22 protein-coding genes and 1 pseudogene are annotated in these 25,598 nt (G+C 60.9%); 7 read left to right on the top strand and 16 right to left on the bottom strand.

Translation table 11 applies throughout. The features are described from left to right. The first annotated feature begins 4 nt into the window (after positions 1–4). Positions 5–1,245, top strand: a protein-coding gene (locus AC1DZ5_RS07060) for an IS3 family transposase (RefSeq protein ID WP_477887468.1) whose coding sequence is annotated in 2 segments (ribosomal slippage) — positions 5–355 and positions 358–1,245 — 1,239 coding nt in all. Because the reading frame shifts where the segments join, the coding sequence is not laid out codon by codon here. 64 nt (positions 1,246–1,309) lie between these two features. On the opposite strand, the gene AC1DZ5_RS07055 is transcribed toward AC1DZ5_RS07060, so the two are convergent. Beyond that, positions 1,310–2,497 (bottom strand): HPP family protein, encoded by a 1,188-nt coding sequence (locus AC1DZ5_RS07055; protein ID WP_477887466.1) that lies wholly within the window; start codon positions 2,495–2,497, stop codon positions 1,310–1,312. Between the two features lie 74 nt (positions 2,498–2,571). On the opposite strand from AC1DZ5_RS07055, the gene AC1DZ5_RS07050 reads away from it, so the two are divergent. Then, positions 2,572–3,441 (top strand): LOG family protein, encoded by an 870-nt coding sequence (locus tag AC1DZ5_RS07050; RefSeq protein WP_477887464.1) that lies wholly within the window; start codon positions 2,572–2,574, stop codon positions 3,439–3,441. Between the two features lie 18 nt (positions 3,442–3,459). Here the strand turns inward: AC1DZ5_RS07050 and AC1DZ5_RS07045 are convergent, their stop codons facing one another. The 7 genes from AC1DZ5_RS07045 to AC1DZ5_RS07015 all read right to left on the bottom strand — a co-directional run bounded on the left by AC1DZ5_RS07045 (position 3,460) and on the right by AC1DZ5_RS07015 (position 12,552). Beyond that, positions 3,460–4,674 (bottom strand): MFS transporter, encoded by a 1,215-nt coding sequence (locus AC1DZ5_RS07045; protein WP_477887462.1) that lies wholly within the window; start codon positions 4,672–4,674, stop codon positions 3,460–3,462. Further along, positions 4,671–6,056: a DNA recombination protein RmuC gene (locus tag AC1DZ5_RS07040; protein WP_477887460.1), complete on the bottom strand. Its 1,386-nt coding sequence runs from the start codon at positions 6,054–6,056 to the stop codon at positions 4,671–4,673. The genes AC1DZ5_RS07045 and AC1DZ5_RS07040 overlap by 4 nt, the downstream gene beginning before the upstream one ends. A gap of 87 nt (positions 6,057–6,143) precedes the next feature. Then, positions 6,144–9,065, bottom strand: coding sequence for a PAS domain-containing hybrid sensor histidine kinase/response regulator (locus tag AC1DZ5_RS07035; protein WP_477887458.1), 2,922 nt, complete (start codon positions 9,063–9,065; stop codon positions 6,144–6,146). Beyond that, positions 9,062–10,054: a 2-hydroxyacid dehydrogenase gene (locus AC1DZ5_RS07030; RefSeq protein ID WP_477887456.1), complete on the bottom strand. Its 993-nt coding sequence runs from the start codon at positions 10,052–10,054 to the stop codon at positions 9,062–9,064. Before AC1DZ5_RS07030 ends, AC1DZ5_RS07035 begins: the two co-directional genes overlap by 4 nt. A 45-nt stretch (positions 10,055–10,099) precedes the next feature. Continuing rightward, on the bottom strand, positions 10,100–11,308 hold the full coding sequence (gene pncB, locus AC1DZ5_RS07025; protein ID WP_477887454.1) for a nicotinate phosphoribosyltransferase: 1,209 nt from the start codon (positions 11,306–11,308) through the stop codon (positions 10,100–10,102). Between the two features lie 108 nt (positions 11,309–11,416). Beyond that, the gene (locus AC1DZ5_RS07020) at positions 11,417–12,112 is read right to left on the bottom strand and encodes a nitroreductase (protein WP_477887452.1); all 696 of its coding nucleotides are present in this window, start codon (positions 12,110–12,112) and stop codon (positions 11,417–11,419) included. Next, complete coding sequence (locus tag AC1DZ5_RS07015; protein WP_477887451.1) at positions 12,109–12,552, bottom strand: acyl-CoA thioesterase; 444 nt, start codon at positions 12,550–12,552, stop codon at positions 12,109–12,111. Before AC1DZ5_RS07015 ends, AC1DZ5_RS07020 begins: the two co-directional genes overlap by 4 nt. 240 nt (positions 12,553–12,792) lie before the next feature. Between AC1DZ5_RS07015 and AC1DZ5_RS07010 the strand changes: the two genes are divergently transcribed. Further along, positions 12,793–13,335, top strand: coding sequence for a phasin family protein (locus AC1DZ5_RS07010; RefSeq protein WP_310338651.1), 543 nt, complete (start codon positions 12,793–12,795; stop codon positions 13,333–13,335). Positions 13,336–13,528: 193 nt separating this feature from the next. Here AC1DZ5_RS07010 and AC1DZ5_RS07005 read toward each other — a convergent pair whose 3' ends face one another. Both AC1DZ5_RS07005 and AC1DZ5_RS07000 read right to left on the bottom strand, forming a co-directional pair. Continuing rightward, the gene (locus AC1DZ5_RS07005) at positions 13,529–13,711 is read right to left on the bottom strand and encodes a hypothetical protein (RefSeq protein ID WP_477887450.1); all 183 of its coding nucleotides are present in this window, start codon (positions 13,709–13,711) and stop codon (positions 13,529–13,531) included. A 43-nt stretch (positions 13,712–13,754) separates the two neighbouring features. Beyond that, positions 13,755–14,648, bottom strand: coding sequence for a patatin-like phospholipase family protein (locus AC1DZ5_RS07000; protein WP_477887735.1), 894 nt, complete (start codon positions 14,646–14,648; stop codon positions 13,755–13,757). Between the two features lie 72 nt (positions 14,649–14,720). On the opposite strand from AC1DZ5_RS07000, the pseudogene AC1DZ5_RS06995 reads away from it, so the two are divergent. Both AC1DZ5_RS06995 and AC1DZ5_RS06990 read left to right on the top strand, forming a co-directional pair. Beyond that, positions 14,721–14,854: pseudogene (locus AC1DZ5_RS06995) on the top strand (Fe(3+) ABC transporter substrate-binding protein); the annotation flags it as partial. 28 nt (positions 14,855–14,882) lie between these two features. After that, the gene (locus AC1DZ5_RS06990) at positions 14,883–15,365 is read left to right on the top strand and encodes a DUF1499 domain-containing protein (protein WP_477887449.1); all 483 of its coding nucleotides are present in this window, start codon (positions 14,883–14,885) and stop codon (positions 15,363–15,365) included. Positions 15,366–15,391: 26 nt separating this feature from the next. Here the strand turns inward: AC1DZ5_RS06990 and clpA are convergent, their stop codons facing one another. The 3 genes from clpA to icd all read right to left on the bottom strand — a co-directional run bounded on the left by clpA (position 15,392) and on the right by icd (position 19,564). After that, a complete protein-coding gene (clpA, locus tag AC1DZ5_RS06985) occupies positions 15,392–17,713 on the bottom strand; it encodes an ATP-dependent Clp protease ATP-binding subunit ClpA (protein WP_477887448.1) in 2,322 nt (773 codons plus the stop codon). 80 nt (positions 17,714–17,793) lie between these two features. Continuing rightward, positions 17,794–18,147 carry an ATP-dependent Clp protease adapter ClpS gene (clpS, locus tag AC1DZ5_RS06980; RefSeq protein WP_310338644.1) on the bottom strand — a complete coding sequence of 118 codons (354 nt, stop codon included), beginning with the start codon at positions 18,145–18,147 and terminating at the stop codon, positions 17,794–17,796. Between the two features lie 163 nt (positions 18,148–18,310). Beyond that, positions 18,311–19,564 (bottom strand): NADP-dependent isocitrate dehydrogenase, encoded by a 1,254-nt coding sequence (gene icd, locus AC1DZ5_RS06975; protein ID WP_477887445.1) that lies wholly within the window; start codon positions 19,562–19,564, stop codon positions 18,311–18,313. Between the two features lie 161 nt (positions 19,565–19,725). Between icd and AC1DZ5_RS06970 the strand changes: the two genes are divergently transcribed. Next, a complete protein-coding gene (locus AC1DZ5_RS06970; RefSeq protein WP_477887443.1) occupies positions 19,726–20,172 on the top strand; it encodes a DUF192 domain-containing protein in 447 nt (148 codons plus the stop codon). A 90-nt stretch (positions 20,173–20,262) separates the two neighbouring features. Here the strand turns inward: AC1DZ5_RS06970 and AC1DZ5_RS06965 are convergent, their stop codons facing one another. From AC1DZ5_RS06965 to xseA, 3 genes are all read right to left on the bottom strand, one after another. Beyond that, complete coding sequence (locus tag AC1DZ5_RS06965) at positions 20,263–22,500, bottom strand: NADP-dependent isocitrate dehydrogenase (protein WP_477887441.1); 2,238 nt, start codon at positions 22,498–22,500, stop codon at positions 20,263–20,265. 247 nt (positions 22,501–22,747) lie between these two features. Further along, complete coding sequence (locus tag AC1DZ5_RS06960) at positions 22,748–23,329, bottom strand: superoxide dismutase (RefSeq protein ID WP_310338640.1); 582 nt, start codon at positions 23,327–23,329, stop codon at positions 22,748–22,750. A 44-nt stretch (positions 23,330–23,373) separates the two neighbouring features. Further along, positions 23,374–24,681 carry an exodeoxyribonuclease VII large subunit gene (gene xseA, locus AC1DZ5_RS06955; RefSeq protein WP_477887439.1) on the bottom strand — a complete coding sequence of 436 codons (1,308 nt, stop codon included), beginning with the start codon at positions 24,679–24,681 and terminating at the stop codon, positions 23,374–23,376. A 287-nt stretch (positions 24,682–24,968) separates the two neighbouring features. Between xseA and AC1DZ5_RS06950 the strand changes: the two genes are divergently transcribed. Beyond that, positions 24,969–25,595 carry a MotA/TolQ/ExbB proton channel family protein gene (locus AC1DZ5_RS06950; RefSeq protein WP_310338636.1) on the top strand — a complete coding sequence of 209 codons (627 nt, stop codon included), beginning with the start codon at positions 24,969–24,971 and terminating at the stop codon, positions 25,593–25,595. The last annotated feature ends 3 nt before the right edge of the window (positions 25,596–25,598 follow it).

Below are 25,598 nucleotides of genomic sequence, written 5' to 3'. Positions count from 1 at the left end.
CCCCATGGAATCAGGCCTCAAGCGCACGCAGCGTGACTACACATTGGCTTTTAAGCTCAGTGTTGTCGATCAGGTAGAAAAAGGCGAACTGACCTACAAAGAGGCACAGCAACGCTACGGTATTCAGGGGCGCTCCACCGTTTTGGTGTGGCTACGCAAACATGGCCAGCAACGATGGGGCGCGATGGCATCATCGACCTGCATGAGCCATCCATCACATTCTGGGGCATCCAAGCCCCCCACCCCCGAGCAACGAATCAAGGAGCTGGAAGTCCAGCTCAAAGACGCGCAGGAGAAGGCGCAGCTGTTTGAAGCGGTACTGGACGTGCTCAAGAAGGACTACGGGGTGCGTGTCGTAAAAAAGCCTTTGGGCAAGTCCTCGCGCAAAAGCTCATCCAAGGCTTGAGCGTTGCCAGGGCTTGCCGCCATATCGGCATGAGCCGACAGGCGTATTACCAAGGACTGCGCCGCCAGGACGAGGTACGCCAGTGCAACGAACGGGTGATTGAATGGGTGCGCTCCAAGCGGCTGCGCCAACCCCGGCTTGGAACGCGCAAGCTGCACCATCTGCTCGCAGACGCGTTGACATCCGAGGGCTTGAAGGTTGGGCGGGACGCGCTGTTCGGAATTCTGCGCCAGTCACACTTGCTGGTGCCCCCGAAGCGGGCGTACCACAAGACGACACACAGTCACCACCGGTTTCACCGCCACCCCAATCTGCTCAAGGCCGGGAATGCGCAGGTTCAGCCCACCGCAGCAGAGCAAGTCTGGGTGGCTGACATCACCTATGTACCCACGCACAGTGGCTTTGTTTACCTGAGCTTGATCACGGATGCGTACTCCCGAAAGATCGTAGGACACCACGTGCATGACAGCCTGCAAACGCAGCAGGTCAGTCAAGCCCTGAAGATGGCGCTTAGGCATCGTCAAAGCTGCCAGCGACTGATCCACCATTCGGACAGAGGTATCCAGTACTGCTCGGATGACTACCAGCAGATCCATCGCACCCACGGGTTGACGTGCTCCATGACCGATGGTTATGACTGCTACCAAAACGCGCTGGCTGAACGTATTAACGGGATTCTCAAGGGGGAGTTGCTGCTGCAGCGCCCCGTTGACCTTGCTCAGGCCAGGAGGATGATTGACGAGTCTGTGGCTATCTACAACCAAGAGAGACCTCATTGCTCTCTACAATTGAAAACGCCCGATGAGGTCCATCGGGCGTCTCTGGCTGAATTCCTTTAGCCGGCGCATCCTGCAACAACTACAGGTGTCAACCTATAGCAGGACGGGTCACACCAACATAGTCTTAGCCGTCTACCCGCACCGCGCGGTATAAGGCGCGCACCAGGTCCGACTGCGTGATGATGCCGACCAGCCGCGATTCGGTGTCGATGATGGGAATGTGGTGGTGGCCGCCCTCGGAGAACAGCGGCACCAGCTCCATCAGCGGGCGGTGCGCGCTGGCCACGCGCACCTGGCGCGTCATGATCTGGCCCACGGCCTCCGGCTTGTCGGCGCTGACCTTGCCTGAGGGACGGATGAAGTCCCGCAGGCGCTGGCCCAGTCCATCGGCCTGCGCCAGCCCCGCGTGGCGCATGAAGTCGGCCACGGTGACGATGCCTACGATGCGCCGCACCCGGTCTACCACCGGCAAAGCCTTCACACCATGCAGCTGGAGCAGCGCCCAGGCCTCGTGCAACGGCGTGCCAAACTGCACCGCCACTGGGCTTTGGGACATCACGTCGGCACACAGCAAGGCACCGAGGTTGCGGCGGTAGGCCGCCATCTCGGCGTGTTGCAACAGGTTTTCCAGGTCGTCGCGGCTTACGTCCAGAATCTGGTTGTAGTGGGTCAGCGCGGCATCCAAGTCACCGGGCGTAAACCGCCCTTGCGCACTGACCACTGGCCCCACCCCACGCCGCTGCACATGCGGGTAGGGACGACCAGTCAGGCTGTTGTAGGCCACGCCGGCGGCAATCATCAGCCCAGCGTTCACCGCCAGCGGCCCCCAGGCGATGTCCAATCCCACCCAATGGCTTAGCACCGCCGACAAAGCCATGGCTCCGCCGGGCGGGTGCAAGCAACGCAGCCGCAGCATGACGAGGATGGCCAGCGGCACGGCCACAGACACCGCCAGCACCGGGTTCTCGATCCAGCGCGCACAAGCCACACCCACCAGGGCCGAGACACCGTTGCCGCCCAGCACAGCCCAGGGCTGCGCCAGCGGGCTGGCAGGCACACCAAACACCAGCACCGCACTGGCCCCCATGGGCGCCAGCATCCAGATGCTACCGGCGTGCGTGCCCAGCAGCCAGTGGCTGATCCACGCGGTCAGCCCCACACCCACCAACGCGCCCAGCACCGAACGCCAGCGTTCACGTGCGTCAATCATCACGGGCGCTGGCCAAAAGGCCTGCAGCCAATGCTGCAATCGCTCGCCCCAAGCCGGGGCTTCATTCGGTAGCGATGCGGGATTCACAGAGTCTGGTGGCATGGGGTGGCGGGCACAAGAGGAGATGCAAATTATCAGCGCGCCAAACAGCCTTGAAATGGGACGACAATGCGCCCATGGAAAATACCCAAAACCTCAACGAAGCCCGCCTAGCCAACGCTTGGGCTGACCTGCAAGCCCACGCCGATCTGGGCAATATGCTGGAGGCCGATGCCTACCGCCTGGCGTTTGCCGACCCCGAATTTCTGCTGCGCCGCGAGACCCGCGGCATGCGCATCCAGCTGGAGATGCTCAAGCCCGATTTGGACCAGGCCGCGCAGGGCGTGGAGAACACCGTGGTGGTGTTTGGCAGCGCGCGTTTTCCCGCTCCCGAAGATGCCCAGGCCGCACTGGAGGCAGCCAAGGCCAGCGGTGAAGCCAAGCAGTTAGCACTGGCCGAGCGCCATGTGCGCAATGCAAAGCACTATGACAACGCCCGCCTGTTTGCCCGCCTGGTGGCCGGCTACAGCGCACGCAAGCCCCTCAAGGACCGCCTGTTCATCTGCACGGGCGGCGGCCCCGGCATCATGGAAGCGGCCAACCGTGGCGCGTTTGAAATGGGCGCCCTCACGCCGGGCCTGAACATCGCCCTGCCCCACGAGCAAAAGGCCAACCCCTACGTCACGCCGTCGCTGAGCTTCAAGTTCCACTACTTCGCCACGCGCAAGATGCATTTCATGATGCGCGCCAAGGCACTGGTGGCCTTCCCCGGCGGCTTTGGCACGCTAGACGAGCTGTTTGAAGTCATCACCCTGGTGCAAACAAAAAAGGCCAAGCCCGTGCCCATCGTGCTGTTTGGCACGGAATATTGGAAGAAGCTGATCAATATGGACGTGCTGGTGGAGGAAGGTGCCATCTCGCCCGAAGACCTGAACCTGTTCCACTACACCGACGACCCGCAGGAAGCCTGGGAAATCATCCGCACGTTTTACAACCTGCCGCTGTAAAACAACGGGGTTGCACCACTAGGGCCGCAGCCCCCAGGCCGCGCGGGCGCCCAGCCCCACCAGGGTGCCCACGGTCCAGAACACTACCGACACACCCACCACCACGCCTGCTGTGCCAAACAGCATGGGCATGAGCACGCTGGAGAGGTTCAGGCTCATGAGCCGCAGCGCAATGGCCTGGCCATGCAGCGCATGCGGCGTGATCTGGTGCAGCGTGCTCATGATCATGGGCTGCACCGTGCCTAGCGCCAGCCCCAACAGCACCGAACACAGGCCCATGGCCCAGGCCGTGGGCATGAAGGGGTAGGCGCCAAACAGCAGGGCGGTAACGACCATCGCCCCGGTCACCACCGCCCACTCGCGCAAGTGCGCGGCAACCAGCGGCAGCAACACCCGCACCGACGCAGCCGCCACTGCAAAGGCACCCAGGATGGTGCCGATGACCGAGGCGCTAAAGCCGCGTTCATGGCCGATCACCGGCACGACAAAGGTGTGCACGTCCCAGCAGCTGGACAACAACCAGTTCACCAGCAACAGGCGGCGCATCAACGGCTCGCGCAGCAGCGGCCAAACGCTGGGGTGGGTGCCCTCGGCGACCTGCACCGGTGGCAGCTCGGGCGTATGGCGCACGCATAGCCAGGCCAGGGCGGGCACCAGCGCCGTGAGGGCAAAAGCCGCGACAAAGCCATTGTGGTCGGCCGCCTGTCCGCCCATCCACACCCCGGCGTGGTCGATCAGCAGGCCTACGCACACCGGTCCCAGAAAGTTGGACACCGCCGGCCCGATGGACAGCCAGCTGAACACGCGGCGCAGATCAGCAGCTCCGCGCGCTGCGCGGCCCACATGGCGCTGCAGCGCGATCGACGCACCGCCCGTGGCACCACCCATGCACAGCGCCGAAACACACAGCACAGCAAAGTGCGGAAACAGCGCAGCCAGCCCCGCGCCGCACATGGCGGCCACAATGCCCATCGCCACAGGACGGCGCAGGCCATGCCGATCGGCATAGCGCCCCGCGGGGAGGGCCAGAAACACCTGCGTCAATGAGAACAGGGCCAGCAAAAAACCCACCGCCAGCGCGCCATAGCCCTGCTGCAGTGCCCACAACGGTGCCGCCATACGCATGCCCGCCATGCTGGCGTGCAGGCACACCTGCCCCGCCACTAGGCGCAGCAGGCCCCAGGCGCTCTCGCCGCTGCCGGGTTCGCTAGCGTCTACCTCGGCAGGGGTCATAGGCTGCTGGCGTCCGCATCGCGGTCAAAGTCGCGGTCGGCCGGCAGCAGGGCTTGCGCTTGCGACTCGGGCAAGGCATCCACCTTTTTGAGCGCCCGGCCCATGGCGCGGCTGCGGGTCTCGGCGTTGTCCAGCGTGTTGAGCACGGTCTGCGTCTGTGCTTTGACCTTGGCCAACACATCGCCAAACTTACCGAACTCGGTTTTGACGGCACCCAACACCTGCCAGACCTCGCTAGAGCGCTTCTCCAGCGCCAACGTGCGAAAGCCCATTTGCAGCGAACTCAGCATAGACAGCAGCGTGGTGGGCCCGGCCAGCGTGATGCGGTGGTCGCGCTGCAGGCTTTCCATCAGGCCGGGGCGGCGCAGCACCTCGGCGTACAGGCCTTCGGTGGGCAAAAATAGAATGGCAAAGTCGGTGGTGTACGGCGGCTCCACGTACTTCTCGGCGATCGATTTGGCCTCCAACCGGATGCGCATCTCCAGCGCCTTGCCGGCAACTTCGGCACCCAGCACGTCGGCGCGGCCCTGGGCATCAAGCAGGCGCTCGTAATCCTCATTGGGAAACTTCGCGTCGATAGGCAGCCATAGCGGCTCCCCATTGTCAGAACGGCCCGGCAGCTTGATGGCAAAGTCCACCACGTTTTTGCTGCCCGGGCGCGTGGCCACCTGCACCGCGTACTGGTCGGGCACAAACACCTGCTCCAGCAGGCTGGCCAGTTGGGCCTCGCCAAAGATGCCCCGGGTTTTTACATTGGTCAGCAGGTGCTTGAGGTCGCCCACGCCCTGCGCCAGCGTCTGCATTTCGCCCAGGCCCTTGTGCACCTGCTCCAGCCGTTCAGCCACTTGCTTGAAGCTCTCGCCCAAGCGGGCCTGCAGCGTGGTCTGCAACTTCTCGTCCACCGTGGCGCGCATCTCATCGAGCTTGGCGGCATTTGTGGTTTGCAACTGCGCGAGTTGTTTCTCCAGCGTCTCGCGCACCTCGTTCATGCGCCGTGCGTTGGATTCGCTCAGGTTGGAGAGCTGGTTGGTCAGTGTGTCGGACAGCGTTTTTTGCAGCAGGGCCAGCTGCTGGCCAAAGGCGTCGATCTGCGTGTTCTGGGTGCGCGTGGCCTCTGCGCCCTGCTCGACCAAAGCCTTCTGAAACAGCGCCAGGTTTTGCGATAGCTCCTGGCGGCCATCGCGGGCAGACTCGGTCACCTCGCGGCGCAGCTCACGCTCCAGCCGCTCGCTGCTGGTCTTCACCAGGGCCAGCAGTTCCTGGCGCTGGGCCTCTTGTTGCGCCGTGGGCGGCACGGGCCGGCCGCGTTGCACCAGGCCATAGGCCAACAACCCCAGTTGCAGCACCGCCAGCGCCACCAACACCCACTCCAACCCTTGCATTCCGCCCTCACTCTCACTCAAATATAGATAAAACAGGGCGCTAACCCCCGTGGAATCTGCGCGAGCAGCTCCTGATTCGATAGCACCCTAGCTGCCTTGCAGCAGTGGCTCCACCTCGGCAAAGGCCTGTTGGATGGCCGCCACCTGCTCCAGAGCCTGGGCGCCCTGCCCCTCGCGTGCCAGCGACTCCAGCGCCTGGCACAGTGCGCCCAACTGCATGGCCCCCACGGTGCGCGATGACGATTTGAGCTTGTGCCCCAACGCACCCAGGCCCTTCAAGTCGCCCGTGGCACGCAGCGCGTCCAGCTCGGCCATCTGCGCCGCGGTGGTGGTGATGTAGCGGTCCAGCAAGCGGCGGTGCATGGTCGGGTTCTCGCCCACCATGCGGCTCAGGGCCATACCGTCCCACTTCGGCAGCGCTTCCCCGGGTGCCGTGTCGCGCGGCAGCCACTTGAGCAGCATCGCGCCCAGCTCGCTCAGGCGCAGGGGCTTGGTCAGGTAGTCGTCCATGCCACGCTCCAGGCAGTGCTGCAGCTCGCCATCCATGGCGTTGGCAGTCACCGCCACGATAGGCATGTGTTCGTGCGGATCTTCGGCCTGGCGAATCGCCTCGGTCAGCGCAAAGCCATCCATCTGCGGCATATGGCAGTCGGTCAGCATCAGGCCGTAGCGGCCCACCACCCACATCTTCAGTGCGGTGGCGCCATCGGGCGCGCACTCGGCCGCATACCCCAGGATGCGCAGCTGTTCCAGCATCACATCGCGGTTGGTTTCGTTGTCTTCCACCAGCAGGATCAGGCGCCCGGCCTCGCGCGCCTCTTGCACCGAGGGCACAACCACGGCGGCGCTCTCGGCCCGCTCATGGGTGGGCAACATGGCGGGCACGCTCAGGCGACCACAGGCCAGGGCCACGCCGCGCACCAGTTCGTTCACCTGCAGCGGCCGCGCGCACACGGTGACCGAGCGGCCGGGCACGCTGCTCTGGTTTTGCCGCACCAGGCGCACTACGCCACGCCCGATCGTGCTTTGGCTCCACACATCGGTCGACTCGTCCCAGGGCGTATCCACATCCAGCACCAGCACCGCCGGACCTACTGCCGTTGCCTGCCAGTCCTGTGCCCGCTGCGGATTGAGTGCCGTCTGCACCACGGCGCCCGCTGCGCGCAAATGGCCGGGCAGCACCTGGGCGCAGTCGTTGTCGTCGGTCACCAGCATCACCTGCACACCTGCCAGGCTCAGGCTGCGCGGGGTGGCGGTCTCGGGCGTGGCCACATACAGCGGCAGCAGGATGGTGAAGATCGAGCCCTCGCCCAGCGTGCTGTGCACCAGGATACGGCCGTGCATCATCTCCACCAGGCGGCGGCTGATGGACAATCCCAGGCCCGTGCCACCGTACTGGCGTGCGGTGCCCACATCCGCCTGGGTGAAGGCCTCGAACAGGCGGTCCACCAGCTCGGGGCCCATGCCAATTCCGTTGTCCATCACGCTGAACTCCAGCGTGGACGGCCCCTGGGTTTGCTGCGCCGCGCGGACATACAAGCGCACATTGCCGCGGCGCTCAGGCCGCCCGGGCGTGAACTTCAGCGCATTGCCCAGCAGGTTGTAGAGCACTTGGCGCATGCGCGTGGGGTCCACCCACACCCATTCGGGCAGGTCGGGGTCCACCAGCACTGACAGGTCAATGTCCTTGCCGGCCGAGATGGTCACCATGAGCTGGGCCACGCCCTCCACCAGCTCGCGCAGGTGGGTGGGCATAGCTTCCACCTCCAGCTTGTCGGCCTCGATCTTGGAGAAGTCCAGAATGTCGTTGAGGATTTGCAGCAGCGCGATCGACGAGTCGTGGATGGTGCTGACCATGCGGCGCTGTTCGCGCGTGAGCTCGGTGGCGCGCAAGATGTCCACCATGCCGACCACGCCGTTCATGGGCGTGCGGATTTCGTGGCTCATATTGGCCAAGAATTCGGACTTGGCCCGGCTGGCCGCGTGGGCCGACTGTTCAGCCTGGCGCAGCTGGGTGATGTCGGTACTGACCGTGATGTACTCGCGCGGCGTGCCGTCGCTGTTCATGAAGGCGGCCACCGTGGTGTCCAGCCAGTACAGCGTGCCGTCTTTGGTACGGTTGCACAGCTCCGAGCGCCACACCTTGCCCTGCGAAATGGTATGGACCAGGTCGGCAAAAAAGCGTTCACCATGCTGGCCCGAATCCATCATGCGGTAGTGCTTGCCCAAAAACTCTTGCGGCACATAGCCGGTAACTTCCACGAATTTCTGGTTGCCGTAGGTCAGCAAGCCGTTGAGGTCCATGATGCTGACGATGGCATGCTGGTCAATCACAAAGCGCTGGCGCTCCAGCTCCGACAAGGCCTTGAGCACGCGGGCGTTGCTGGCCTCGCGCTCGTCGAGCAGCATCTTCTGCGCCGCATTGACGCGCTGCGAGGTGTCCAGCAAATGCCGCTTGATCAGCACCGCCATGCGGAAGGCCACCACAAAGCCCATGGACAGGATGACCCACTGCGCAGCGGGAATGGTGGGGGCCGAGGGCTTGAGCGTGCCATGCACCTGCGCCCAGGTGATCCAGCCGCTGCCCGCTGCCGACAGCAGCAGCAGCGCCAGTCCCGCACGCTCGCCCAGAATCACCACGCAGTAAATCAGCGGAATGCCGGCCAGCGCAGCCTGCGCAATGTTGATGGTGCCAAAGCGCACCATGGAAGAGAACACCCCGGTGAACAGCAACAGCAGCACCACGACCGAACTGGACCGCACCCAGCCACGCACTAGGAACACCTGCACCAGCGCGGCCATGGTGACCAGCACCGCCATGGTGACCATGTTGGGCGCATCCGAGAACAGGCCCAGCACATAGGCCACCACCACCACCAGCCCGCAGGTCATGAAGATGGTGGCGTTGAAGCCACGCGCCACCGCACCGATGCCGGCCATGCCTTGCGCATCAGGGGCTACTGCGGCCGTGCCGGGCTCTCCCAGCCAGAGCGCGCGCCAGTTGCTCATGGTGCGACCACCGTGCTGGGCAAGGTGTTCACGGGTGTCAGCGGCTTGCCCTCTAGCAGAAAGGCGGCCAGGTTGTCTGCCGCCAGCTGGGCCATGGCACGGCGCGTGCGCTCCGTGGCGCTGGCGATGTGCGGGGTCAACACCACATTGGGCACGGTGAGCAGGTCGGGGTGTACGCTGGGCTCGCCCTCAAACACATCCAGCCCCGCGGCGGCAATGCGCCGTTCGCGCAGGGCCACGGCCAGCGCGGCATCGTCCACGATACCGCCGCGGGCAATATTGATGAGCGTAGCCGTGGGCTTCATTTGGGCCAGCTCGGCCGCACCAACGGTGTGGTGCGAGGCGGCCGAGTACGGCACCACCAGCACCACATGGTCGACCGTTTGCAGCAGCGTGTCCTTGTCCACATAGCGGGCGCCGCAGGCGGCCTCGGTGGCCGCATCCAGGCGGCTGCGGTTGTGGTACACCACCTGCATGCCAAAGCCCAGCGCACCGCGGCGTGCAATGGCTTGGCCAATGCGCCCCATGCCGATGATGCCCATGGTGGAGCCGTGGATGTCGGTGCCGCAAAACATGTCGTAGCGCCAGCGCTTCCAGTGACCTGCGCGCAGGTAATGTTCACTCTCGGTCACACGGCGGGCGGTGGCCATCAACAGCGCAAAGCCAAAGTCGGCCGTGGTCTCGGTCAGCACGTCGGGTGCGTTGGTACCTTGCACGCCAGCGGCGGTCATGGCGTTCACATCGAAGTTGTTAAAGCCCACGGCCATATTGGCGCAGATCTTCAGCCCCGGGCAGGCTGCCAGCAAAGCTGCGTCCACACGATCCCCACCCGTGGTCAATGCCCCGACCTTGCCTTGCAGTTTTTCGACGAGCTGCTCGGGGCCCCACATCTCGTCGGACTGGTTGGACTCAACCTCGAAATGCTGGGCCAAGTGCGCCAGCACGTCCGGGTAAATGGCGCGGGTGACGAGGATGCGGGGCAAGGTCATGGCAGTACGAAGGGTTGTGACAGCAGGCGACGACGTTGAAGTCATTCAGGCGGGCGCGGCGATTTGGAACACCTGGCGCAGATAGGCCAGGTACTTTTCATCATCACACATGTTCTTGGAAGGAGTATCCGATAGCTTGGCCACCGGCTGGCCGTTGCAGCGCACCATCTTGATGACAATTTGCAAGGGCTCGTAACCCAGGTCATTGGTCAGGTTGGTGCCAATGCCAAACGCCAGCTGGCAGCGCCCGCGGAACTGCTGGTACAGCGCAATGGTGCGCGGCACGGTCAGGCCATCGCTGAAGATGAGCGTCTTGGTGCGCGGATCCACGCGGTTGCGGCTGTAGTGCTCCAGCATGCGCTCACCCCAGTTGAAGGGGTCACCGCTGTCGTGGCGAGCGCCGTCGAACAACTTGCAGAAGTACATGTCAAAGTCGCGCAGAAAGGCGTCCATGCCATACACATCGCTGAGCGCAATGCCCAGGTCGCCGCGGTATTCACGCGCCCACGACTCGAACGAAAAAATCTGGCTGTCACGCAACCGTGGCCCCAGTGCCTGCGAAGCCTGCAGATACTCATGCGCCATAGTGCCCAACGGGATCAGCCCCAGCTTCATGGCCAACAGCACATTGCTGGTGCCCGCCAGTTGCCCCGGCCGCCCCTGGGCCTGGCCCGGGCTTTGCAGCGTGCCCAGCTTGGCGGTCAGCACACGCAGCACTTCGTCGTGCCAAGCGCGCGAGAAGCGGCGGCGCGTGCCGTAGTCAGCAATCTTGAGTTCGGCCAGGCCGTCGGCCCGCAACTCGGCAATCTTGGTGTCCAGCCGCTTGCGCCCCTCCACAAAGTCCGGCACCTGCTGGGTGTTGCGGAAGTACACCTCGTTAACGATGGCCAGCACCGGGATCTCGAACAGGATGGTGTGCAGCCACGGGCCTTCGATCACGATTTCCAGCTCGCCCGTGGGCAGCGGGGTGATGGTGATGTATTTCTCGTTGAGCTTGAACAGGCCCAGAAAGTCCACAAAGTCGCTTTTGATAAAGCGCATCGAGCGCAGGTAGGCTAGCTCGCTCTCCTGGAAGTGCAACCCGCACAGCGAACGAATTTCCTCCCGGATCTCCGCAGCATGCGCCGCCAGATTGACCCCGGGGTTGCGGCACTTGAAGCGGTACTCCACCTGCGCGCCGGGGAACTGGTGCAGCACCACCTGCATCATGGTGAACTTGTAGAGGTCCGTGTCCAGAAGGCTGGTGATGATCATGGTGTGACAGGAGGCCCATGACTGGGCCGATAGATTGCTATTCTTTTAGTAGCTGCTTGCGCAGCATCCCCGGGGGCTAGAGCCCATTTTCTTATAAATTCAGCGCCGTCAGTCCAGCCAGCGGGTGAAATCTGCCACCGGCACGCGCGGCGTATGGAATTCGTTCACTGGCGCCTGCAGGTCGGCATAGCCCAGCGACATGCCACAGACCAGCATTTCGCCCTCGCCCGCGCCAATGTGCGGCAGGATGATCTTGGCAAAGCCGTTCCACGCGGCCTGCGGGCAGGTGTGCAGCCCACGTCCGCGCGCCGCCACCATGATGTTCTGCAAAAACGCGCCATAGTCCACCAGCGAACCGCGCCCCATGACCTTGTCGACGGTGAACATCAGACCCACGGGCGCGTCAAAGAAGCGGAAGTTACGCTGGTGCTGCGCATGCATCTTGTCCTTGTCGGTCTTGCCAATGCCCAGCAGGCCATACAGGCCCCAACCATTTTCCCGGCGCCGGTCTATGTAGGGGCTGACCCACTGCGTCGGGTAGTAGTCGTAGGCCTCCTGGTATTCGGCCGCCAGCGCAGGGTTGGCGCGGATGGCGTCGTGCGCCGTGCACACCTGCTCCACCAAACCGTTGCGGCTGGCACCCTGCAATACGTACACCTTCCAGGGTTGGCAATTGGTGCCACTGGGGGCGCGGCTGGCCACTTCCAAAATGGCCTCGATGTCCACGCGTGCCACGGTCTGCGGGGTAAAGGCCCGCGCCGACATGCGCGAAGTAATGGCGTGGTCCACCACGGAAGCGGTCATACAAGGGTCTCCAGTACTTTTTTGAGGTCAGCCGGCAGTGCCACCGGCTTGCGGGTTACCTGGTCTACATACACGTGGACGAAGTGGCCCTTGGCCGCGGTCAGTTCGCCGTCGCCAAAGATGCCCACCTCGTAGCGCACGCTGGAGGTTCCCAGCTTGGCCACCCGAATGCCCGCGTGCACGGTTTGCGGAAAGGCCAATGACGCAAAGTAATTGCACTGCGTCTCCACCACCAGGCCAATCGTGTCGCCTCCGTGGATGTCGAGTACGCCCTGCTCTATCAAGTAGGCATTCACAGCTGTATCGAACCAACTGTAGTACACAACGTTGTTCACATGGCCGTACACGTCGTTGTCAGACCAGCGGGTGGCAATGGGGCGGAAAGCCTTGTAGGCGCTGCGCGGTTCGGGCTGGGGTTTGGCAGGGGCGGCGTTGTCCATGGTTCCATTTTGCCAGTGCCATGGCCAAGCCCTGGCAGGCTTGCACTGCGGCGTGACACGGATGTGAATTGCAGGGGTTCTAGGTTTTTGCATCTAAATTGTTGCACCGCAACAAATAATGCTTGCATTGCACTGCAGCATCGCTACAATTCAATCCATGCTGCACTGCAACATAAACAAGCCTCAGGGCCAGGTTACGGAGCAGATAGTGATTTTCACCTTAACTACTGGAGAATGAACATGCTGACCGTTGAACAAGTAATCGCATCCCACAAAGCCAACATCGAAACCCTGTTTGGTCTGACCAACAAGGCCTTCGAAGGCGTGGAAAAAATCGTTGAACTGAACCTGACTGCTTCCAAGGCAGCCCTGTCCGAAGTCGCTGGCCACACCCAGTCCATTCTGAGCGTGAAAGACGCCCAAGAACTGTTGGCCCTGCAATCTGGCCTGCTGCAGCCTCTGGCTGAAAAGACTGCCGCTTACAGCCGCCATCTGTACGACATCGCTTCCGGCGCCAGTGCCGAGCTGACCAAGACCGTGGAAGGCCAAGCAGCTGAAGCCCAAAAGAAATTTGCTGGCCTGGTCGATAGCGCTGCCAAGAACGCACCCGCAGGTTCCGAAGCTGCTGTGGCGATCCTGAAGAGCTCGGTGGCTGCTGCCAACAACGCTCTGGAATCCGTGCAAAAGGCTGTGAAGCAAGCGACTGATGTGGCCGAAGCCAACTTCAACGCTGTGGCCGCCACTGCGACCAACGCCACCAAGGCCGCTGCCAAAAAGCGTTAATTCAGGTAAGGGCTCAAAGATTTTTCAAAAATTTGAGCCTTTCCCCTAGCTACCAAGGGAAAACCCTGAGATAATTTAGTTAACGGAAACAAAGTTTGTTTCCACCGGTTGTCTCCTCGGGTCCTTTCGAAACCTTCAGGTTCAGGGATCCCTTCAAGGCCTCGTTGCAAGACGGGGCCTTTTTTTTGGCCAATCAGATTGCCTTATCGTCGGCCTGCGCTGGATCGGTGCCGTCCGAATGAATCGGAGCAAACGGTCCCTGGGTGCGCATCTTCAAATAGCGCTCTCCGTCAGGAGTGTTGAACAGCTTCCACCACGCAACGCCTCCAAGCACGGCGACTAAAAGCACAATAACAATGACGAGGATGGTGGGCACAAGTACTCCTTCGATTGATTGCTTTCAATGGCTGGGCAACAACTCAGCGCATACGCGCTGCTATTGCCGCCTTCAAATCCGGTATGAGCCGCAGCATGGCCTGGCGCCCTGCCTCGATCGAGCGTTTTCGGGCACCAAAATCGGCGCTGCTGACACCCATGAGCGCTGGGCGCACCACGATATCAGCATCGCGCAATTCAAAGTTGTTGATGCTCTTGCCCATGATGGAAAAGGTCTGGAGCAAAATTTCCAGCGTCCCTCCCGTGAGGCTGCCCTCGGGCATGCTGGAAATATCCACGGCGATTACCAGTTCTGCTCCCATTTTTCGCGCCGCCCGCACGGGCACCGGCGACACCAGCCCGCCATCTACATAGTCATGCCCAGAAATTCGCACCGGCTGGAACACGGCAGGTACGGCGCTGGAGGCACGCACGGCCGTACCAGTATCGCCGCGTTGAAACACCATGTCTTTGCCGGTATTGAGGTCGGTGGCCACAATGCCCAGTGGCATGGGTAAATCCTCGATCAGACGCGAGCCCACTTGGCTGTTCACGTACCGTGCCAGCGCCTCACCGCGCAACATGCCGCGGCTGAAGATGGGTAGGGTCCAGTCGGTAATGGCGGCCTCCTCCATGGTCTCCGCCACACGCTGTAGCTGGGCCCCCGTCTTGCCACTGGCATAGATGGCTGCCACCAGACTGCCAGCGGATGTGCCGGTGACCAGCACCGGGCGAATGCCGTTTTCTTCCAGCACCTGAATCACCCCCACATGGGCAAAGCCGCGGGCCGCACCACCGCCCAAGGCCAGGCCTATTCGCGGTGGCAACTTGGTTACCACAAGAGGGGGCGCGTCCCCAACCGGGGGTACGATGACCACGGGCACCGGACTCTTTTCCACCAAAGGTGCAGAAGCACATCCCGCCAACACCAACGCCATGCCGACAACGGCCGACCAACCCCAAACACTGACCCACTTCACTATGAATGCCCCTATTTCGTTAAAAATGACTTGCGCTTGAACCACGTGGACTCTGATGAGGCCGGAATTTTGGCCCGCCTGAAAGCGGATGGAGCTGCGTCGCCAGCCGACATTATCTTGCTGGTCGAGCCGGTCGACTGTGGCAAGGAGAAACCGATGGACTGCATGGGATTCAAATACTAGGATGGGACCATGAAAACCTTACGCCTGTTTGCGATTGTCCTGTCCGTGTTTACCGTGCTGCTGTTGGCAGCGGGGCAGCTGGGGTTTCTGGCGGGTACCACCCCTGGCGATCTGGGAGTGAAAGCTGGCCGGCTCAAGCCACCCTCTTTAGCGCCTAACAGCGTCAGCAGCCAAGCCAGCCTGTACCCCGATCATCCGCAACTTGGCTACGCCAGCATTGCACCATTGGCGTATGAGGGTGACGGCACGGTGGCCATGGCCAAGCTCACCAGCATTTTGAAAAATACGGCGGGCACGGTTGTGGTTACCGCCACAGACCATTATGTATATGCACAAAGCAGCACCTACTGGCTGCGATTTACCGATGATGTGGAGTTTTGGCTAGACGACACCGCGAAGGTGATTCACGTGCGTTCCGCAAGCCGCATTGGACGAGGCGATTGGGGCGTTAACCGCAACCGGGTGGAAGCCATTCGGTCCCAGTTCATGTAGAACTGAGACCGAATGCTCTGCTGGGCTTAGCCCGCAGTTGCTTCTTCTGGCTTGGACTTTCCCTCTTTCTTTGGCAGCGGTTGGATATCCAGCGTGACCTCGGCCTTGCCATCTTCCTGATCGTCGATATCCACCGTCAAACGACCACCGTCCACCAAGCGACCAAACAGCAACTCGTCGGCCAGTGCCCGGCGAATCGTGTCCTGGATCAGACGCTGCATGGGGCGTGCACCCATGAGGGGATCGAATCCCTTCTTCGCCAAGTGCTTGCGCAGCTTGTCGGTAAAGGTCACATCCACCTTTTTCTCAGCCAGTTGAGTCTCCAGCTGCAACAGGAACTTGTCCACCACGCGCAGGATCACCACTTCGTCCAACGCCTTGAAGCCGACAATGGCATCCAGGCGGTTGCGGAACTCTGGCGTGAACAGACGCTTGATATCCATCATTTCATCACCCGCTTCACGCGGATTGGTGAACCCAATGGTTGCCTTATTCATAGTCTCGGCACCCGCGTTCGTCGTCATGATGACGATGATGTTGCGGAAGTCTGCCTTGCGGCCGTTGTTGTCCGTCAGCGATCCATGGTCCATGACCTGCAGCAGCACATTGAAAATGTCCGGATGGGCTTTTTCAATTTCGTCCAGCAGTAGCACGGCATGCGGCTTCTTGGTCACAGCTTCGGTCAGCAAGCCACCTTGATCAAACCCGACATAGCCTGGAGGTGCACCAATGAGGCGACTCACCGCATGGCGCTCCATGTATTCGCTCATGTCAAAGCGAATCAGCTCCACGCCCATGATGTAAGCCAGCTGCTTGGCAGCCTCGGTCTTGCCCACACCCGTGGGGCCGCTGAACAAGAAAGAGCCAATGGGTTTGTCGCCCTTGCCCAAGCCAGAGCGCGCCATCTTGACCGCAGAGGCCAATATATCCAACGCCTTGTCCTGGCCAAACACCACGCTCTTGAGATCACGCTCCAGCGTTTTCAACTTGCCGCGGTCATCATTCGACACATTGGCCGGGGGAATACGTGCAATCTTTGCCACGATATCTTCCACCTCGGTCTTTGTGATGGTCTTCTTGCGCTTGCTTGGAGCCAAAATGCGTTGGGCTGCGCCCGCCTCATCGATCACATCAATGGCCTTGTCCGGCAGATGGCGATCGTTGATGTACTTGGCGCTCAACTCCGCAGCAGCTTGCAGGGCGGCCACGGCGTACTTCACGTTGTGGTGCTCTTCAAAGCGCGACTTCAAGCCCTTGAGAATTTCCACGGTCTGGTCAATGGTGGGTTCCACCACATCCACTTTTTGGAAGCGGCGTGAGAGTGCCGCATCTTTCTCAAAAATACCGCGGTACTCGGTGAAGGTGGTTGCACCGATGCACTTGAGCTGACCCGAGCTCAAGCTGGGTTTGAGCAAATTGGAAGCATCCAGCGTACCGCCCGAGGCTGCACCCGCGCCAATCAGCGTGTGAATTTCATCAATGAACAGCACCGCATTGGGCCGGTCCTTGAGCGCCTTGAGAACGCCCTTCAGGCGTTGTTCAAAATCGCCACGGTACTTGGTACCCGCCAACAACGCGCCCATGTCCAGAGAATAGACCACGGAATCGGCCAAGATTTCAGGCACGTCATTCTGCGAAATGCGCCATGCCAAACCCTCCGCAATGGCAGTCTTGCCCACACCAGCCTCACCCACCAACAGTGGGTTGTTCTTGCGACGGCGGCACAGGATCTGGATCACCCGCTCCACCTCGTACTCGCGGCCGATCAGCGGATCGATCTTGCCTTCCTTGGCGAGCTGGTTCAGGTTTTGGGTGTACTGCTCCAGCGGAGAAGCCTTCTCGTTCTTCTCAGAGCCGCCCTCTTCCGCTTCTGCGGGATTTTCACTGGACTTGGTGGCCTCAGGGGGGTCGCTTTTCTTGATGCCATGGGCAATGAAGTTCACCACGTCCAAGCGGGTCACACCCTGTTGGTGGAGGTAGTACACCGCGTGCGAATCTTTTTCACCAAAGATGGCGACCAGCACATTGGCACCGGTCACTTCTTTTTTGCCACTACCGGTAGATTGCACATGCATGATGGCACGCTGGATCACGCGCTGGAAACCCAGCGTGGGCTGCGTGTCCACCTCGTCGGTGCCCGCCACCTGCGGCGTATTGTCCTTGATGAAATTGCTGAGTGACTTGCGCAGGTCATCGATGTTGGCCGCGCAGGCGCGCAATACTTCGGCGGCGCTGGGGTTGTCCAGCAGAGCCAGCAGCAAGTGCTCTACGGTGATGAACTCATGTCGTTGCTGCCGCGCTTCCACAAACGCCATGTGCAGGCTGACTTCCAATTCTTGGGCAATCATGTGAATTCCTTTTTCGCCTTGCTGTGTTGAATAACTGTAATCCGTTTTGGGCTGTCGTTTGGTCTTAAAAGCTTAATACCCTACAAATCGACCGGCTCGCACACACATTGGAGGGGATGCCCTGCCTTGTGCGCCGCTTCCAGCACCTGATCGACCTTGGTAGCGGCAATATCTTTGGAATACACCCCGCAAACTCCACGGCCGTCCAGGTGAATCTTCAGCATGATTTGCGTCGCTGCCTCCAAATCCTTGCTGAAAAACTCCTGAAGCACCACCACCACAAACTCCATCGGGGTGTAGTCGTCGTTGAGCATGACCACCTGGTACATCGAAGGCGGCTGCACACGCTGTGTCAACCGCTCCAAAACCACGGAGCCTGCGCCGTCTGCGGGTGGGGTTGAGATAACCGGTTTGGAAGGATTGTTGGTAGCCATGCAAAAGATTCTATAGAGCACCAGACCGCCTTGCTCGTTGAGGATGACTTGGAGGCGGTTACACCAATTTCAAGCAGCAGAAGAAAAAACCGCTGCGGTGCCAATGCGCCGCAGCGGTTTCACGGGATTAGACCGGGCTGCACAGGGGCAGCACGGCGTCCAATCACATATTGTCGATCATGACCTGACCGAAACCGGAGCAACTCACTTGGTTCGCACCGTCCATCAGGCGGGCAAAATCGTACGTCACTTTTTTGCTGGCAATGGATTTCTCGATGGAACGGATGATCAGGTCCGCCGCTTCCTTCCAGCCCATGTGGCGCAACATCATTTCGGCGGACAGGATTTCGGAACCTGGATTCACATAGTCCTTGCCGGCGTATTTGGGGGCTGTGCCGTGCGTGGCTTCGAACATTGCCACCGTATCGGATAGGTTGGCGCCGGGGGCAATACCAATCCCGCCCACCTGCGCCGCCAGCGCGTCAGAGATGTAGTCACCGTTGAGGTTCAGTGTTGCCACCACGCTGTACTCCGCAGGACGCAGCAAAATTTGCTGCAGGAAGGCGTCGGCGATGCTGTCCTTGATGGTGATGTCCTTGCCCGTCTTGGGGCTCTTGAACTTGCACCAGGGACCACCATCGATCAGTTCGGCACCAAACTCTTTTTGCGCCAACGCATAAGCCCAGTCACGGAAGCCACCTTCGGTGAACTTCATGATGTTGCCCTTGTGGACAATCGTCACATTGGGCTTGTCGTTGTCGATGGCGTACTGGATGGCTTTGCGCACCAGACGCTCGGTCCCCTCGCGCGACACCGGTTTGATGCCGATTCCCGACGTATTAGGAAAGCGGATTTTCTTGACACCGAACTCATCCTGGAGGAACTTGATCAGCTTCTTGGCCTTGTCAGACTCGGCCTCGAATTCGATGCCCGCATAGATGTCTTCCGAGTTTTCGCGGAAGATCACCATATTGGTCTTCTCGGGCTCCTTCAGCGGGCTGGGAACGCCCTTGAAGTATTGGATCGGGCGTAGGCACACATACAGGTCCAGCTCCTGGCGCAACGCTACGTTGAGCGAGCGGATACCGCCCCCCACCGGCGTGGTCAATGGTCCTTTGATGGACACCACATACTCGCGCACCACATCCAGCGTCTCTTGGGGCAGCCACACATCGGGGCCATAAATCTTGGTGGATTTTTCGCCTGCATAGACCTCCATCCACTGGATCTTGCGTTTACCGCCATAGGCCTTGGCCACAGCCGCATCCACCACCTTGAGCATCACCGGCGTGATGTCGAGGCCCGTACCGTCGCCTTCAATGAAAGGAATGATGGGCTGGTCTGGCACATTCAGCGTCATGTCGGCATTGACAGTGATTTTTTGGCCTTCGGCGGGCACCTTGATGTGCTGGTACATAGAACTCCGTGTTCGGTGCGATGACAATGAACTGCAGGCCCCCTCGTGGGGGTCTGAGCGTTAGCCAAACAATTTTAGTTGTAAATTGGAACCTGTCCTTTACATGGATGACAGACAATCCCCACGGTATTGGACACCTCCTATTGGCAACCGCACAACGCATGAAACCCTTAGTCAACTACCTCATTCCGCTCGTTCTGGTGCTGGCAGGCCCTGTCCTGGCGCAGGACAGTCCTCAGCTCAATTTGCCGCGTGTCCAGATCACGGCCGGTATCTACCAAATCGATGCACAGGTCGCGCAAGCACCCGAGCAGCGCACCACCGGCCTGATGTTTCGCCGCGAGATGCCCCAGCAAGAAGGCATGCTGTTCGTCTTCGAGCAACCGTCTGGTTTGTGCTTCTGGATGAAAAACACCGTGCTGCCACTGACCGCGGCTTTTGTGGCGGACGATGGCACCATCGTCAACCTGGCGGATATGAAGCCGCAGACCACGGACACCCACTGCGCGATGAAGCCGGTACGCTACGTATTGGAAATGAACCAGGGTTGGTTTACCAAGCGTGGCATCAAGGCTGGCAGCAAGTTGGGCGGCGTACCGTTCAAATAAGCTTCGATGCCCCATGAATAAAGGCGATCTGGACAGCAGTCCGGATCGCCTTTAAGCATTTGGACGCAGGCACTTGGCCTGCGAAACTCCTCAAGCCTTCACAGAAGCCAGCGCCTTGTTCAGCGTTGCGCTAGGGCGCATGATGGCGTCCAGCTTGGCAACATCAGGCAGATAGTAGCCACCGATATCGGCGGGCTGGCCCTGCACGGCAGCCAACTCGGCCACAATGGTTTGCTCGTTGTCTGCCAATTGCTTGGCCAGCGAGGCAAATTGCTTGGCCAGTGCCGCATCGTCGGTTTGCGCTGCGAGCTCCTGGGCCCAGTACAGGGCCAGGTAGAACTGGCTGCCACGGTTGTCGAGCTGGCCGGTCTTGGGCGAAGGGTTCTTGTTGTTGTCCAACAATTTGCCCGTAGCCGCATCCAGCGTCTTCGACAGCACCTTGGCCTTGGCATTGCCCGTCTTCAGACCCAGGTCTTCCAAGGACACCGCCAATGCCAGGAACTCGCCCAGCGAATCCCAACGCAGGTGGTTTTCTTCCACCAGCTGCTGCACATGCTTGGGCGCGGAGCCGCCGGCGCCGGTTTCGTACATGCCGCCACCGGCCATCAGAGGCACGATGGACAGCATCTTGGCCGAGGTACCCAGTTCCATGATGGGGAACAGGTCGGTCAGGTAGTCACGCAGGATGTTGCCCGTGGCACTGATGGTGTCTTGGCCGCGGATGACGCGCTCCAGCGTGTAGCGCATGGCGCGCACCTGGCTCATGATCTGGATGTCCAGACCGGTGGTGTCATGCTCATGCAGGTACATCTTCACCTTGGTGATCAGCTGCGCTTCGTGCGGGCGGTAGGCATCCAGCCAGAACACCACGGGCATGCCGGAGTTGCGTGCGCGGTTGACGGCCAGCTTGACCCAGTCACGGATCGCGGCGTCCTTGACCTGGCACATGCGCCAGATATCGCCCGCCTCTACATCCTGGCTCAACAGCACTTCGCCAGTGGCCAAGTCGGTGATATTGGCTACGCCGTCTTCGGCGATTTCAAACGTCTTGTCGTGCGAGCCGTACTCTTCGGCCTGCTGCGCCATCAAGCCCACGTTGGGCACCGTGCCCATGGTTTTGGGGTCGAAGGCGCCATGCCATTTGCAGAAGTTGATGATCTCTTGGTAAATGCGGGCAAAGGTCGACTCGGGCATCACGGCCTTCACGTCCTTCAAGCGGCCATTGGCATCCCACATCTTGCCGCCGTTGCGGATCATGGCGGGCATGGAGGCGTCCACGATGATGTCGTTGGGCGAATGGAAATTGGTGATGCCCTTGGCAGAATCCACCATGGCCAACTCGGGGCGGTGCTCGTGGCAGGCGTGCAGGTCGCGCTTGATCTCGTCTTGCTTGCTTTGCGGCAAGGTGGCGATTTTGGTGTACAGATCGGCCATGCCGTTGTTGACGTTGACGCCCAGCTCCTTGAACAGGGCACCGTGTTTTTCAAACGCTTCCTTGTAGAAGATCTTGACGCAGTGGCCAAACACGATGGGGTGCGACACCTTCATCATGGTGGCCTTGACGTGCAGTGAGAACATCACACCAGTCTTGCGTGCGTCTTCGATTTCCTTTTCGTAGAACTCCAGCAAGGCTTTCTTGCTCATGAACATGCTGTCGATGACTTCGCGGTCCAGCAGCGACACCTTGGGCTTGAGCACGATGGTCTTGCCGCTCTTGGTAAGCAATTCCATCTTGACGTCACGGGCGCGGTCCAGCGTGATGGACTTTTCACCGTGGTAGAAGTCACCAGCATGCATGTGCGAGACGTGCGAACGCGAAGCTTGGCTCCATTCGGCCATGCTGTGCGGGTTCTTGCGGGCGTATTCCTTCACGGCCTTGGGCGCGCGGCGGTCCGAGTTGCCTTCGCGCAGAACGGGGTTCACGGCGGAGCCGATGCAGCGGGCGTAACGGGCACGAATGGACTTTTCCTCTTCGGTCTGGGGCGCTTCCGGGTAGTCCGGTATCGCGTAGCCCTTGGACTGCAATTCCTTGATGCACGCCTGCAGCTGGCCCACCGAGGCGCTGATATTGGGCAGCTTGATGATGTTCGCATCCGCGCTCAGAGTCCTCTTGCCCAGCTCGGCCAAGGTGTTCGGCAGTTTTTGGCTTTCCGTCAGGCTTTCCGGAAACTCACCCAGAACACGTGCAGCCACCGAAATGTCGGCCTCCACAAAATTGACACCTGCGGGCGCTGCAAAGGCGCGAATGATGGGCAGGAAAGAAGCCGTGGCTAAGCGCGGGGCCTCGTCGGTCAGCGTGTAAATGATGGTGGGTTGCTGGGTAGTCATCTTTTGTCTCCAAAAATTGATAGGGCAAATGCCGCCTGCCTGCTGGGGTCACAGGCTGTAGTCGTCGGATAGTGCGTGATTGTGCTTTCAGCGGTCTGACCCCAACCCACTTTTTTGCAATGAAATTTCATTAAATGAAATTTAAAACCATTGGAGGAAAATTTTTTTTTGCGCACAGGCTTACGTCAGCCAATAAAAAAGGCCCGAAGGTTACCCCTCGAGCCCTTTTTACAGAAATGAACCCGCCTCAGGCGAAGTTGCCTTCAGCAAAGCTCCAGTTCACCAGCTTATCCAAGAAGGTCTCCACAAACTTGGGGCGCATATTGCGGTAGTCGATGTAGTAAGCATGTTCCCACACGTCCACAGTCAACAAGGCTTTGTCGGCAGTGGTCAGGGGCGTACCAGCGGCACCGGTGTTGACGATGTCCACGGAGCCATCAGGCTTCTTGACAAGCCAAGTCCAGCCGGAGCCGAAGTTACCCACGGCAGACTTCACGAAGGCTTCCTTGAACGCGGCGTAGCTGCCCCATTTGGCGTTGATAGCGGTAGCCAGTGCGCCTGTGGGCTCACCACCACCAGCGGGCTTCATGCAGTTCCAGAAGAAGGTGTGGTTCCAGATCTGGGCCGAGTTGTTGTAAATGCCGCCGCTGGACTTCTTGATGATTTCTTCCAGGGACATGCTTTCAAACTCAGTGCCCTTTTGCAGGTTGTTGAGGTTGACCACATAGGCGTTGTGGTGCTTGCCATGGTGGAACTCCAAAGTCTCTTTGGAGTAGGCGGGAGCCAGCGCGTCAATCGCGTAGGGCAAAGCGGGCAAGGTATGTTCCATGAAATCCTCTTGGTTGGTTGGCGGGTAAAAGTGAATTGTAGAAACTAATTGGGTGGCGAATCGACAACACGGAGATCAACCGTACCGTCGACGAGGGATGCACGCAGCGCGTCACCCGCCTGCGCCTGCGTCACCGACGTTACCGCATTGCCCTGGGCATCTTGCAACCAGGCGTAACCGCGGCGCAGAACCAGGGTGGGGTCCAGCAAGCCCAGGCGTAAATCGGCCCGGGCCGTGCGCTCCTGCAGCGTGCGCAGTGCGCGCTGCGCCGTGGGCTGCCAGTGCTGCTGCTGTTGCATCCACTGCGACTGCTTCCACTGCAAGTCGCTGCGCAGAGCCTGGCGCATGCGTTGGTGGGCGGCCACCAGGGCCGCCTGTCGCTGGGCTACCAATGACGAGGGCCGGCCTAGGCGCGAAGTCACCACGTCCAGCCGCTGCGCCTGCCGGTCGGCATAGCGCTCCAGCGCCACCTGCATGCGGTCCTGTCCCTGGTCCAGCAAGCTTTCCAGCGCTTGGGTGGGGGGGCACACCATTTCCGCCGCCGCCGTGGGGGTGGGAGCGCGCAGGTCGGCCACAAAGTCGGCGATGGTGAAGTCGGTCTCATGGCCGACCCCCACCACCACGGGCACCGGGCTGCGCGCAATGGCGCGGGCCAGTTGCTCGTCGTTGAAGGACCACAGGTCTTCCATCGAGCCCCCGCCGCGCACCAGCAAGATCACATCCACACCCTGCCCCTGCGCGTCCACATAGTCGTACAAAGACTCCAGGGCACGCACCAGCTCGGCGGGCGCCGCAGCGCCTTGTACCGCCGCGGGTGCCAGCAGCACCGGCAAATGGGGCGTACGCCGGCGCAAGGCGGTCACCACGTCGTGCAAGGCTGCAGCTCCCAGCGAAGTGACCACGCCCACGCGATGTGGCATGGCGGGCAGGGGCCGCTTCCGGGCCGCATCAAACAGGCCCTGGGCTTCCAACTGCGCCTTGAGCCGCATGAACTGCTCAAACAGATTGCCCTGGCCCTGGCGGCTCATGCTTTCCACAATCAGTTGCAAATCACCGCGCGGGCCGTAAACGTCCAGCCGCCCTGTCACCTCTACCAGCTCGCCTTCGCGGGGCTGAAAGTCCAACTGGCTGGCGGCGCGCTTGAACATGGCGCAGCGCAACTGTGCATTGGGGTCTTTCAATGAGAAATAGCAGTGGCCGCTGGTGGCGCGCGTGAAGCTGGCAATCTCCCCACTCACCCGCACCGGGTTGAAGCGCGCATTCAGCGTATCCGCCAGCGCCTGACACAGCGCGGCGACCTGCCAGACACGCCGACCCGGCGCGGCGGGAGCACTCGACGTAGTGTCAAGCATGGAGCGTCTTCCTACCGCCGCGCGCCCAACTGCTCCACACCCTGCACTGCGAGGCCAAGCACACCCCTGCACCCCGTGGGAAGCACGGCGCTGCGTTGTAAGCTGTTGAATTCATTGAATATTTTTCTGCTGCATTTGTCATCAATGTGTCAAGAACACGTATTGGCGCGGCTCGCGGCAACACACCGGTGTGGTTTTGCACAAAGTTATCCACAAGAATTGTGGGCGGTCGGTGGTCAGCGGTACGCCATAATCGGCCAGCTTTTCAACTGCGCGGAGTTCACCCTTTGTTTTCCATCATACAAGCCGCTGGTTGGCCGATTTGGCCGCTGATTGCATGCTCCATCCTGGCCCTGGCCATCGTCATTGAACGTTTCATCAGCCTCAAGGATTCCAAGGTGGCGCCGCCTCGGCTGTTGGAAGAAGTGCTGAGCGTGACCCGCACCAGCCTGCCCGCTCCCGATGTGGTGACCCAGTTGGAAAAAAACTCCGCCCTGGGCGAGGTGCTGGCCAGTGGCCTGCGCGCCGTGAACAGCAACCCGCATTGCTCGGACGACGACTTGCGCGCCACCATGGAAGGCGCAGGCCGCGTAGTAACGCAGCGCCTGGAACACTACCTGAGCGCACTGGCCACCATCGCTTCGGCTGCGCCGCTCATGGGTCTGTTTGGCACAGTGGTCGGCATGATCGAAATTTTCGGCTCGCAGGCACCCGGCGGCGCCAGTGGTGGCAACCCGGCGCAGCTGGCGCACGGCATCTCCATTGCGCTGTACAACACCGCGTTTGGCCTGATCGTGGCGATTCCTTCGCTGATCTTCTGGCGCTACTTCCGCGGCCGGGTCGATGCATATTTGCTGACGCTGGAACTGGCCGCCGAGCACCTGACGCGGCACCTGAAAGCCATGCGCAAGTAACCC

The sequence above is a fragment of the Rhodoferax sp. P1_F3 genome, assembly GCF_056405715.1.
The sequence above is the reverse complement of the archived record's forward strand: the minus strand, read 5'-3'. Positions and strand labels throughout refer to the sequence as shown.